Consider the following 12,061-nt stretch of genomic DNA (forward strand, 5'->3'; position numbering starts at 1 on the left):
AATCAGTCGGTATCATTTTTATTATATAGATATTAATCATTTTTTTTAGTTATATTAATAATATCTTTAAATTTTCCAATAATATAATCATAGTTATTTCTTCTGTGAGGAAGAGTGCAGTTAGAACAATCTTTAATACCACTATCAGTATATTTGAAGTTGCCTCCACATTTATCTTTTAAAGCATAAAGGGGACAATAACAAAATAGACAATTAAAATTGTCAGGGTCATTTGTTTTATGACAAGGAAAGTATTCACATTCTTTATGATTAAAGAATTTATAATTTTCACTCATAAGATAAAACCTCCTATTATTAATAATTTAATTATACTAAATATTAACTTTAATGGTATAATTATAAAAAATTATTATTTATTTAATTGCAAAAAAATATAGCAAACAAAATGATTTTAAACATATACATACATTAAGATAAAGAGGTGTAAAAATGGAAAAACAACAAGAAAGAGCCTTACTTATAGGACTTAATATAACAACAAATGTGAAAAAAATAGATGACATAGATATAAATGAATCAATGGAAGAGTTAAAAGAATTAACTAAGGCTGCTGGAGCAGAAGTTGTGGGAAGCTTAATTCAAAATAGACCATCTATTGATGTAGCATATTATGTTGGAAAAGGTAAGGTAGAAGAACTTAGAGCATATTGTGAAGCTACTGAGGCTACTATGGTAATATTCAACGACGAGTTATCAGGAGCTCATATAAGAAACTTAGAAGAAGCTGTAGGTAGAAAAGTTATAGATAGAACTACACTTATATTAGATATATTTGCTCAAAGAGCCCTAAGTAAAGAAGGTAAACTACAAGTTGAACTTGCTCAGCTTAAATATAGAATGCCAAGACTTTATGGAATGGGTGGAGAGATGAGTAGAACTGGTGCAGGGATTGGAACAAGAGGACCAGGAGAACAAAAACTAGAAATAGACAAAAGAGTTATATTAAATAAAATAGCAGATATAAGAAGAGAACTAAAAGAAGTATCGAAAAATAGAGAAACTCAAAGAGTTCAAAGAATGAAATCAAATATGCCAATAGTTGCATTAGTTGGATATACAAATGCAGGAAAATCTACTTTATTAAACGAATTAATAAAAACACATAAAGACTATGAAGAAGAAAAAGAAGTATTTGTAAAAAATATGCTTTTTGCTACACTAGATGTAACTTTAAGAAAAGCAACTCTACCTAATAAAAGAGACTTCTTAGTTGTAGATACAGTTGGATTTGTAAGTAAACTGCCCCATGATTTAGTAAACGCATTCAAAGCTACACTAGAAGAAGTACAATATGCAGATTTAATACTTCATGTTATTGATGCAACTAATAGTAGTTATGAACTTCAAAAACAAACAACAGAATCTGTCTTAAAAGATTTAGAAGTTGGCGATAAAAAAACAATTATAGTATATAACAAAGTTGATAAGTTAGAACTTGATATTTATCCAAAGAATCAAAAAGATAAAGTATATATTTCTGCAAAAAAAGGAATAAATATGGATAAGTTATTAAAACTAATTGAAGAAGCTTTAATGGAAGATACTTATGAAGTAAGTCTTTTACTTCCTTATGAAAGAGGAGATATATTCAGTAAATTAAAAAATAAATATAATGTTAATGATTTTAATTATGAAGAAAATGGTATTTCTGTTGATGTAAATTTAGATGAAGAAGATTATAATATATATAAGGACTATATAAAATAATTTTGGGTAATAAAATAGATATAAATTGGAGTAATATGGATCAACTTGAAGATCACTTTATTACCTATCTTCTTTATAAAGAGTCCAAAACAGTGCCACAAATAAGTAAAATTAGAAACATATCTGCAATTGAAGTAAAGGATCAACTAATTAAGGCAAAACTAGAGATAAAGTCAATGTCTAAGAATAAAATTGAAAGCTCTAAAGATATATTAGATAAGTATTTGGAGCTAGAGAAATCTGAAAGGTTTGATTTTATTGAAGAGTTAGGGTTAGATGAAGACAAAATGTTAAAGTTCAAAAGAGAGCTTTATAAAAGAATCAGGCTAGAAAAAAATGCTGAAGATTTAATAATTTTAATATGGACTACTGGGGAATTGAAAGAGGAAAAATATTTAGATTTATTGCACTCTCTAACAATGCATAGACATTCAGATGTTAGAAGAATTACATACTCAGCTATTAGAAAAATCCAGTCACCTAAAAGTAGATCATGCTTAGAAAAAGGACTATACGATTCTAATCCACAGACTAGACAATATTGTGCAAAAGCTTTATCTGTAGTTGGGAACAATAATAGTTTACAAATTTTAAAAAAACTATTATTAAAAAGTAATCACGAAAAAGAATATGTATTAAGAGCTTATAAAGAAACAATTATAGCTCTTGAGGAAGAAAGTTTTTAGCAGTATCAGCAACAGACAACTTAATAATTAATTGTTATCAGAGATTTATCTCCGCAATTTAACAAAATGTAATGAAAAATAATTCAAAGGTTAATAGGAGGGGTTTTAAAATGATAGTAAGACGTTGTGCAGGTGGAGTTGTTTTTTACGCAAATAAAGTACTTTTATTAAAAAATGATAGACATGAATGGACATTACCAAAAGGAAAAGTTATTGAAGGCCAATTGGCATCAGATAGTGCTGTAAGTAGAGTAAAGAATGAGACAGGAGTAGATGCTTGCCCACTGGTAGTAGCAGGAGATACTATGTATGAATTTTACTCAAGAAGTAGAAAACAACAAGTTTGTAATGCCATAGTTTGGTACGTAATGGAAGCTGAAAACTCAGAATACATAATAAGAGAAGATTTTTTAGATGGTGGTTTCTTCAAAATAAAAGACGCCCTGGATATGTTATCTCATAATAAGGAAAAAGCCTTAGTTGATGTTTCATATAAAAAATATAAAGAAGAAAAGAAAAGTAATGCAGAAATTGCAAAATAAAATATAATATAATTAAATAAGCAAATTCAAGAAAGGGTAAATCCCTTTCTTTTTTATAATATAGGAGGAATTGATGAGTAGTTATAAAACATTACACAAGTTTGGATCAGATGAGTATATAGTTGAAAAATCAACGTTTATAGGATATGCAAAACCAATAAATACAGAAGAAGAAGCTATAGATTTTGTTAATGAAATAAAGAAAAAACACAAGGATGCCACTCATAATGTATGGGCCTATACTGTTGGGGAAAATATGAACATACAAAGATATAGTGATGATGGCGAACCTCAAGGTACAGCAGGGATTCCTACTTTAGAAGTAATAAAAAAGGAAGATTTAAGAGATGTGGTAGTTGTTGTAACCAGATATTTTGGAGGAATAAAATTAGGTGCAGGAGGATTAGTTCGTGCTTATACTAAAGGTGCAAAAATAGGAATAGAAGCAGGAATTGTAATTGAAAAAGTTAAATATACTGAAGTAAGGATTAAAATTGAATACACGCAACTTGGTAAAATACAAAATGAAATAATGAATCTTGGTTTTACAGTTAAAGATACTATATATTCAGAAGATGTGGAAATAATAGTATACTCAAAAGTTGAAGATGTACAATCATTAACAAAAAGAATGATTGATATAACAAGCGCAACAGCAGACGTAAGTTTAGGAGATGAATATTATTTATCAGAAAAGGATGGTGAATTAATATTATAAATTAGTTTATAAAAAGGAAAGTAAACTAATTTATAATGAAAAGATACATTACTGGGGGTAGCTATGTTAAAGAATATAGTATTAATTATTTTATGTAATTTATTAATGTATTTTATCATAATGATAGTCACAAGAATTAATAGAAAAAAATACAATAGGTATTCTACTGAAAAAAGTAAAGAGAACAAGATAAAAGAATTAAATGCAAAAGTAAGTTACTTAGAAAAGAAATTATTTATTCAAGATATTTTAAATCACATAAATATAGAAAGCGAAATTAATGAAAAAATTTACTATGCCAATAAAATCATTGAAGCATACAAATGTGAACCTATAGGGTACTATTTTAGAGGAAATTTATATATAGAGTTTGAAAGATATGAAGATGCAATAAAAGATTTTGATAAAACTATTCAGCTTGATAATAAATATAAAGAGGCATATAGATGTAAAGGCGTTTGTTTATCTAGACAAGGTTATTATTATGACGCTTTACAGAATTATAAAAAAGCTATAGAGATTGATGAGAATTATGAAGTAGTTCATTATAATATGGGCGTTTGTTATTCTAAACTAAAAAAATATATAAAAGCTATAGACTGTTATACAAAGGCTTTAAACCTGGATCAAAACGATATTAGTGCATATTATAATCGAGGAAGAAACTATAGTAGAATAGCTAGATATGAAGATGCCATATCAGATTTTACAAAAGCCATAGAGTTAGAAAAATTTGATGATAGACTATATTATAATAGAGGAATTGCTTATTCACTTTTAGAAAGACATGAAGAAGCACTAAAAGACTATAAAAATGCTATTGATATTAATCAAGACTTTGCAGATGTATACTATTATGCAGGTTTTTCTTACTATTTATTAGAGGAGTATTATGAGGCTATAGAATATTTTAATACAGCGTTAGAAATAAATAGTGAATATGAGCAAGCCTACTATGGTAGAGCTTTGGTTAATTTAAAAATAGATAATTATAAAGAAGCAATAAAAGATCTTAATGAAGTGTTATATTTAAATCATGATAATGCAAAGGCTTATTATAAAAGAGCTATTGCATTAGACAATTTAGAAAGATATGAAGAAGCAATAAAAGATTTTACAAAAGCTATTGAATTAGATTATAAAGATGAAAATATTTATTATAATAGAGGTACCTCTAAATCACTAATAAGAGATTTGGAAGGGGCGAAAAAAGATTTGACCACTGCTTTAAGTTACAATTCTCAAGAGTTTAGGATATATGATGTAAGAGGTATGATAAATTTAGAGCTTGAGGAATATGAAGAAGCTATAGATGACTTTACTTCTTCATTAAGTTTGCTTCAAAGTTCTATATCCTATTACTATAGAGGTTTAGCGTATTGTGAACTGAAAAAATATGATAATGCTATATCTGATTTTACAAAATCCATAGAAATAGATCCAGATGATTTAAAAGCATATCAAAATAGAGGGGATGCTTATTGTAATATGGGAAATTATGATGAGGCAATAAAAGATTTCTCTATGGTGTCTCAGTTGGAAGAAAACTTAAAATAAAATACTAGGTACTAGATCTTGTGAAAGATATAGTACCTTTTTTATTTATTATTGTTATCATAAATACCTTTTTTTATTTCATATAGTCCTATGAAAAATAAAAATACTCCAAAGGCTTTTTGTAGTATTTCTGAGTTTAGATATTCAGCTAATAAAGAACCACCCATGGCAGCTGCCATACCGAATATGGCTATGGGAAGTACTAGTTCATATTCCACGTTTTTATTTCTTATGTGGATAATTAATGCTGCAATAGTCATGGGTATGGAAGAAATTAAGTTTATACTTTGTGCTAACTTAGGGTCTATATTTGCCAATAAGACCAAGGCGGGAATCAGTATGGTACCACCGCCCATTCCCATTCCACCAATAATTCCAGCAAAAAATCCAATTATACTAACAAGCATTAAAACACCATCCTACATGCTGCAATTATCATTACTACTCCAAATCCAATTCTTAAAAACTTGCCATTTACCTTAGTTAAAAGTTTTGCACCAACAATACCACCAATTATGCTGCCTATAGCTGCTTGTACAGTTAAATTTATATCGAAGGTACCTTTTGATATGTAAATAACTGAACTAGTTGTAGACAAGAATATAATTACTGCAAGAGCAGTAGAGTGGGATTTATGCTCTTCTACTTTTAAAATATTATTTAGTATGGGAACTAATAAGGTTCCACCACCAGAACCAAAAACGCCATTGATAAATCCGGTAAATAAACCTATTACAGAATTTTTAATATTAAAAGGCGTGGATTGTTTTTTCATAAAAATTCACCTACCTTGAATTAGTTTTAACCAAAACAAGAATTTTATTTAATAAATAATGAAATTTTGTTAAAAGATTATTTAATATAATGTATACAAAACATAATAAGGATATATGCTATAATAGACTTAGAAATGTTTAGTGAAAGGGGCAAAATTATGAACAGAAGTGAAAAAATTAAAAAAACTGTTGAATGGCTGAGAGAAAAAGTAAAGGAAGCTAACTGCAAAGGATTAGTAGTTGGAGTTTCAGGAGGAATAGATTCAGCAGTTGTTGCAAACCTTATAAAAAGAGCATGTCCGGATAATTCTATAGGTGTTATAATGAGCATAAATAGCAATCCAAAAGATAGAGAAGATGCACTTAAAGTAATTGACGGATGTAAAATTGATTATATAGATCTTGATTTAACACAACCACAAATGGAAATTAGAAATACAGCGTTAAACGCATTGAAAGAAAAAAACTTATTTAATCCAGATGGACAAAGAACAGCAGATTCCAACTTACGAGCTAGAGTTAGAATGTGCACATTATATACTGTTGCAAATGATTTAGGCTATTTAGTTGTGGGAACAGATAATGCAGCAGAGGTTCATACTGGTTACTTTACTAAATACGGAGATGGTGGAGTAGATTTAGTACCTCTTGCAAATTTAACAAAATCTGAAGTTTATGAATGGGCAAAAGAGCTTGGAGTACACGATGATGTAATAAACAAAGCTCCATCAGCAGGTTTGTGGGAAGGCCAAACTGATGAAAATGAAATGGGGACAACTTATAATATGATAGACAAAGTAGTTGAAGGAAAAAGAGATGAAGTTCCTCAGAAGGATTTAGAAATAATAGATAGACTTCATAGAATTAGCGAACATAAGAGACAAGTTGCTCCTAAACCACCAATATTTGATTAAATTTAATATAGAAATATTAATAATAAGTACATACATTTACTAATTTGATTTTTTATGTTAAAATTTACGGTGTTAATAAGATTTAATTTTAATGTGGTGAACACATAAGAAATAAGGAGTGGAACTATGGGTCGTATAGGTAACATTATCAATAGAAAAGGTAAACAAGATGCAAAAAGAGGAGCAATATTCACTAAGCACGCAAGAGCTATAGCTGTTGCAGCTAAAGAAGGTGGAGGAGATCCAGAATACAATGCAGCTTTAAAAACAGCTATAGACAAGGCTAAAGCTGATAATATGCCAAATGATAATATAAATAGAGCTATAGCAAAAGGTGCTGGAGCTGGTGCAGGTGAAGACTACTTCAAAAACACTTACGAAGGATATGGACCAGGTGGAGTAGCTGTTATAGTTGAAACATTAACAGATAATAAAAACAGAACTGCTGGTAATATGAGATACTACTTTGACAAAAACGGTGGTAACTTAGGTACTACTGGTTGTGTTGGATTTATGTTCGGTAGAAAAGGACAAATATTAATAGCTGCTGAAGGTGTGTCTGAAGATCAACTAATGGACGATGCTTTAGAAGCTGGAGCAGATGATATAATAACAGAAGAAGATGGATTCGAAGTTGTAACAACTCCAGAAGACTTCAATATGGTTAAAGATGCACTAGTAGAAAAAGGATATGAATTTGTATCTGCTGATGTAAAATTAGTGCCTCAGACTACAACTGTACTATCAGAAGAAGGTCAAGTTAAATCTATGGAAAAATTAATAGACTTACTTGAAGATGACGATGATGTACAAAATGTATTCCATAACTGGGAACAAGCATAATATATTGAAATTTCAATGAATTTGATATATTAAAAGTTAAAAAATAGCTTGAATATGTGATAATTAAGTAATATGTATGAAATATTAATAAAATAATTATGGAATACACTGTCTTAATTACGGAATATACAAAACACTTTCTTATTATGATGTACAAACTTTTAATTAAGATGTACAGATTAATAAGGAGGTGTTTTTTTGTTATTAGAGAATATTATTAAAGAGTATATTTATGACATTAAATGTAGAAATTACACGGAAAGAACAATAAAAGGTTATAAAAACAATTTAAATAGGTGGTGTGTATATTGCAATAATGAATTAAATATATCTCAACTAGAAGAACTAAATCATATTCATATAAAGAAATACTTGAGTTTCTTAAAGTCAAAAGGTTTAAGTGAAAGTTATATTAATACAATTCTTAAGAATATTAGAAGTTTCTATAATTACTGTCAAAAGGAAGAATATTGCTTGAATATATGTAAAAAAGTATCTTGGTTAAAGGTGAAAAAGACTATAATTCAAACTTTTACAGATGTAGAAGTTAAAAAAATAATTAGTTATTATTCTATGGATAGTTATATTAATGCAAGAAATAAGTGCATAATGTCTGTCTTAATTGATACAGGAATAAGGTGTTCAGAGTTATGTAATATAAAAAGTATAGATGTAAAGGAAACGACTATTTATATTTTTGGAAAAGGTAGAAAGGAAAGAATAGTACCAATAAGTCCTAAGTTAAAAAAGTAATGATTAAATATGAAAGAATTAGAAGTAGTTATCTAAAAGATAATGCATTATACTATGATAATTATTTTTTGAGTTTTAGAAATAGACCATTAACAATAGAGGCTATTGAAAGGATTGTTAAACTAGCATGTAATGGAGTTGTAAGAGATGAAATTAGAACTAGTCCTCACACTTGTAGGCATTATTATGCACAATCACAATTAAGAAATGGACTAGATGTATATTCATTGAGTAGATTATTAGGTCATGATGACATAAGCATAACAAAGAGATATTTAGAAGGTTTACAAGATATGAAAATAGTTGAATTAGGAACAGAAACAAGTCCTTTAATGAATTTGTAAAGTATTAATTTAATAAGAAATTTGACTGTTTAAATGGGGGGTATACATGAGGGATAATAAAGAATTAACAGTAAGTGATTTAATAGACGTTTCAAGGTTAAAATTAGATGAATTTAACTTAATTGTATCAGGTTGTGGAACTGGTAAGAGTTATTTTGCAATAAATCAATTGATAAATATGGTAAATAAACAATTTAATAAGAATATAGAGGGCTATGAAGTTTGGTTTGTTACAAGTAGGAAAATAACAAAGTTACAGCAATTAAATGATATTAAATACAAAGATAAATTAAAACCGTTATCTGAATGGGCATGTGAACTATTAACGCAATCAGAATTAATAAAGAAAGATATATTTAATCTTAGTAGGGAGTATAGAAATAAAATAGCAATAATGACTTATAATCAATTTGATATGTGTATAAAAGATAAATTAGCTGATAAATTAAGAATTATTATATTTGATGAATGCCATGCTTTAATAAGTGATAGAAGTTATATAAGTATAATGAATAATATTTTAGATTTTATATTTAAAACTTTAAGTAAAAAAAGTAATAATACGTTTTTGGTTGGAGTGACAGCAACAGACCACTTAGTAAAGAAAGAAACTTTTCATGTGAAGATGAATTATATTCTTGATGAACCATTTTTTAAGTATAAAGTATTAGAAAAAATATATATAAGTAAATCAATCTATTTAAATTCTATTTTAGATGACATAACAGGTAAAACAATAGTTATGACTGATGATATAAAGAAAATTGTAGAACTAAGAAATAAATATGAAAATAAATGTATGATTGCTATATCAGATAATAAAGTATTAGATAGTTGCTATAATAAAAAAATTAAAGAAATATCAGATGAAGATAAAAAATATATTATAGATAATAAAAGTTTACGAGATGATGTACAATATTTTTTTGGTACAAGTTGTTCAAGGGAAGGATTTGAATTTGATAGTGATAAAGTTAAAATTGATAATGTAATAGTATGTTCATCGCTTGTTACTGATGTTATACAATTTGCAGGAAGGTATAGAGGTAATATTAAAAATTTATATATATTGAGTAAATATAAATATGGAAATTCAATGAATGCGATAGAAGAAAAGCAAATGAAAAAGTTTAATAATTATTTTTATAACTATGATAAGAATTATTTTAAGGAATATAAAATTTTTGATGAAAATATAAATTATCTAAAATATAGTGACAGAAAATCGAGTCAAAAATTAATAGAATACATAAATGAAAAGTGGATTAATATAGCTATTTTTACATCTGAGCAAAAGAATGAAATAACTACTTATGCTAACTATTTAGGATTAAGAAATGAAAAAAGAAACCCTATATCATGGAAAAATATTATAAATGATAGACATTTAGAGTTTATTATAAATAATGAGAGATTAAGAAAGAATGATGAAAGAATAAAAAAGTGTGATAATTATAATGACATAGTTAAATGTAAACAAGATAGAATTACTTGCACAGTATTTAAGAAAAAAAGAATAAGAAAATAACATTTCTAGAATTTTGGCAATTTAGAATTTATTAAATTTACAAAACTTATAGTGAAAAAAGTATTGTCTTGTCCATAAAATTAATTATTTAATAGCATGTGAAAAAATGGTTAACTTATATTGTATTTTTACAGAAAAATTAGTAAAAATGATATATGAAAAAGTGGCACGAGTTCCGAAAATATAATAAGAGTAATTTGACTTTCTAGTTTTTGTAACCTATGTAATCACAATTATAAATTACCCTTAGTAGGGTAGCAAAGAAGGTTTATCCTTCTGTAGCTGGGTATGGAGGTAGGTCATATGGATTGTATTAAATTTTAAAATACTGAATTAATGAAAAGAATTACAATTGAAAGAAGTAACATAAAAGGGGTGTAGGAATGAAAAAAATATTAAGCTTAGGATTGATTTTAGGTTTATGTGGAAGTTTAATGGTTGGTTGTGGAAAAATGAGTAGAGAAGACATAGATGAATACGGAAGACAAGAAGACAGTATAAATTATAATTTGAATAATGCAAGTGAAACACTTGACAATATAATTCTTTATAGTAGTTTAATTTGGGGTATTGATGATCAGGAAAGAATAGATGAATTTTGTAAAAAATTGGCTAATTATCAGAAAGAAATAAATGAATTAACTAAAGATTTAAATAAAATATCATTAGATGAATTATCAAAATTCCATGATTATATGGTTGAATATAAGGGTACGACTCAAGAGGAAGAAGACATTAAATTTATGGTAATAAAATACAATTTCCTTTTAGCGAAGACGAAATTAGCTTTTGCTGATAAAATTATGAATCTTTATAAGGATGGAAGTTTATCATACGAAGATAATGAAGAAATAAAAATGATAGAATCCATTTCAGATGACCCTTCATATAAAATTTCAGATGATGAAGCAAAAAAAATAAGACAAGAACTAGACAAAGATTATTTTTTAGATTCAAAAGAATTATTGGAATTATATAATAAATTAACAAATATAAATAAGGGGGAGTTAGATGGTTAATTTAAGTGATTTAAAATCAAATGTTATAAGAAATACAATAGATGTTGATATAAATGGAGAATTACAAGAAATAGTTGTATTAGCTGTAAATGGAGATTATGACAATATAAATGTATTGTGATTATAGAACAGTTATTGGAAAAAGCTCAGAATTGATAACTTATACATCTACAATGGGCGGAGAAATTACAATACCTTCTATGGTGGTTGAAAAAATAGACATGTAAATATTATCAGCACTTACAAATATGTAGGTGCTATTTTTATTTATAGGAAAATATTAGCATTGTTCAATAAAACACTTGTTATCGTGTACATTATGAAGTGATTGAAATATAATTAAATTTTAGGATAATTTCAACGTGTATTCAATACAAAGGTGTTCATGAAAATTAATAACCATTTTGTGTACAAATGAGAAAAAGTATGCTATTATATAATCAAGAATTGTACATGAAAGGGGTAAATATATATGAACAAAATATATGGTTATGCACGTTGTAGTACAAATGAAAGTAAACAAGACATAAATAGACAGATAAGAGAACTAATAGAACTAGGAGCAACAAAGGAAACAATATATAAAGAATATCAAAGTGGTACTAAAATAAATAGAGTTGAACTAAATAGATTACTAGATACAGTACAACAAG

16 protein-coding genes are annotated in these 12,061 nt (G+C 27.2%); 13 read left to right on the forward strand and 3 right to left on the reverse strand.

The window, feature by feature from the left end:
* Window positions 1–32: 32 nt before the first annotated feature.
* Window positions 33–296 carry a cysteine-rich small domain-containing protein gene (locus tag K0040_RS15155; protein WP_228109602.1) on the reverse strand — a complete coding sequence of 88 codons (264 nt, stop codon included), beginning with the start codon at window positions 294–296 and terminating at the stop codon, window positions 33–35.
* A gap of 154 nt (window positions 297–450) precedes the next feature.
* On the opposite strand from K0040_RS15155, the gene hflX reads away from it, so the two are divergent.
* The 5 genes from hflX (at window position 451) to K0040_RS15180 (ending at window position 5,231) form a co-directional block, all read left to right on the forward strand.
* A complete protein-coding gene (hflX, locus tag K0040_RS15160; protein ID WP_228109603.1) occupies window positions 451–1,728 on the forward strand; it encodes a GTPase HflX in 1,278 nt (425 codons plus the stop codon).
* A 2-nt stretch (window positions 1,729–1,730) separates the two neighbouring features.
* A complete protein-coding gene (locus K0040_RS15165) occupies window positions 1,731–2,414 on the forward strand; it encodes a HEAT repeat domain-containing protein (protein ID WP_228109604.1) in 684 nt (227 codons plus the stop codon).
* Window positions 2,415–2,524: 110 nt separating this feature from the next.
* Window positions 2,525–2,956 carry an NUDIX domain-containing protein gene (locus tag K0040_RS15170; protein WP_228109605.1) on the forward strand — a complete coding sequence of 144 codons (432 nt, stop codon included), beginning with the start codon at window positions 2,525–2,527 and terminating at the stop codon, window positions 2,954–2,956.
* Between the two features lie 73 nt (window positions 2,957–3,029).
* Window positions 3,030–3,674 (forward strand): YigZ family protein, encoded by a 645-nt coding sequence (locus K0040_RS15175; protein ID WP_228109606.1) that lies wholly within the window; start codon window positions 3,030–3,032, stop codon window positions 3,672–3,674.
* A gap of 63 nt (window positions 3,675–3,737) precedes the next feature.
* Window positions 3,738–5,231 (forward strand): tetratricopeptide repeat protein, encoded by a 1,494-nt coding sequence (locus K0040_RS15180; RefSeq protein ID WP_228109607.1) that lies wholly within the window; start codon window positions 3,738–3,740, stop codon window positions 5,229–5,231.
* A 41-nt stretch (window positions 5,232–5,272) separates the two neighbouring features.
* On the opposite strand, the gene K0040_RS15185 is transcribed toward K0040_RS15180, so the two are convergent.
* Together K0040_RS15185 and K0040_RS15190 are read right to left on the reverse strand one after the other, a co-directional pair.
* Window positions 5,273–5,638, reverse strand: a complete 366-nt coding sequence (locus K0040_RS15185; RefSeq protein ID WP_228109608.1) for a sulfite exporter TauE/SafE family protein — start codon at window positions 5,636–5,638, stop codon at window positions 5,273–5,275.
* The gene (locus K0040_RS15190) at window positions 5,638–6,006 is read right to left on the reverse strand and encodes a sulfite exporter TauE/SafE family protein (protein ID WP_228109609.1); all 369 of its coding nucleotides are present in this window, start codon (window positions 6,004–6,006) and stop codon (window positions 5,638–5,640) included. Before K0040_RS15190 ends, K0040_RS15185 begins: the two co-directional genes overlap by 1 nt.
* Before the next feature lie 159 nt (window positions 6,007–6,165).
* Here K0040_RS15190 and nadE point away from each other — a divergent pair, with 159 nt between their 5' ends.
* The 8 genes from nadE to K0040_RS15220 all read left to right on the forward strand — a co-directional run.
* The gene (gene nadE, locus K0040_RS15195; protein WP_228109610.1) at window positions 6,166–6,921 is read left to right on the forward strand and encodes an NAD(+) synthase; all 756 of its coding nucleotides are present in this window, start codon (window positions 6,166–6,168) and stop codon (window positions 6,919–6,921) included.
* A 126-nt stretch (window positions 6,922–7,047) separates the two neighbouring features.
* Window positions 7,048–7,764 (forward strand): YebC/PmpR family DNA-binding transcriptional regulator, encoded by a 717-nt coding sequence (locus K0040_RS15200; protein WP_228109611.1) that lies wholly within the window; start codon window positions 7,048–7,050, stop codon window positions 7,762–7,764.
* Between the two features lie 198 nt (window positions 7,765–7,962).
* A complete protein-coding gene (locus tag K0040_RS20740; RefSeq protein WP_265588903.1) occupies window positions 7,963–8,517 on the forward strand; it encodes a tyrosine-type recombinase/integrase in 555 nt (184 codons plus the stop codon).
* Complete coding sequence (locus tag K0040_RS20745) at window positions 8,517–8,861, forward strand: tyrosine-type recombinase/integrase (RefSeq protein WP_265588904.1); 345 nt, start codon at window positions 8,517–8,519, stop codon at window positions 8,859–8,861. Before K0040_RS20740 ends, K0040_RS20745 begins: the two co-directional genes overlap by 1 nt.
* 46 nt (window positions 8,862–8,907) lie before the next feature.
* The gene (locus K0040_RS15210) at window positions 8,908–10,389 is read left to right on the forward strand and encodes a DEAD/DEAH box helicase family protein (protein WP_228109612.1); all 1,482 of its coding nucleotides are present in this window, start codon (window positions 8,908–8,910) and stop codon (window positions 10,387–10,389) included.
* A gap of 383 nt (window positions 10,390–10,772) precedes the next feature.
* Complete coding sequence (locus K0040_RS15215; RefSeq protein ID WP_228109613.1) at window positions 10,773–11,408, forward strand: hypothetical protein; 636 nt, start codon at window positions 10,773–10,775, stop codon at window positions 11,406–11,408.
* The gene (locus tag K0040_RS20750) at window positions 11,401–11,529 is read left to right on the forward strand and encodes a hypothetical protein (protein ID WP_265588906.1); all 129 of its coding nucleotides are present in this window, start codon (window positions 11,401–11,403) and stop codon (window positions 11,527–11,529) included. Before K0040_RS15215 ends, K0040_RS20750 begins: the two co-directional genes overlap by 8 nt.
* A 351-nt stretch (window positions 11,530–11,880) precedes the next feature.
* The coding region (locus tag K0040_RS15220; protein ID WP_228109614.1) for a recombinase family protein at window positions 11,881–12,061 on the forward strand (181 nt) is incomplete at its 3' end.

The organism is Terrisporobacter petrolearius (assembly GCF_020748185.1).
Lineage (GTDB): Bacteria > Bacillota > Clostridia > Peptostreptococcales > Peptostreptococcaceae > Terrisporobacter > Terrisporobacter petrolearius.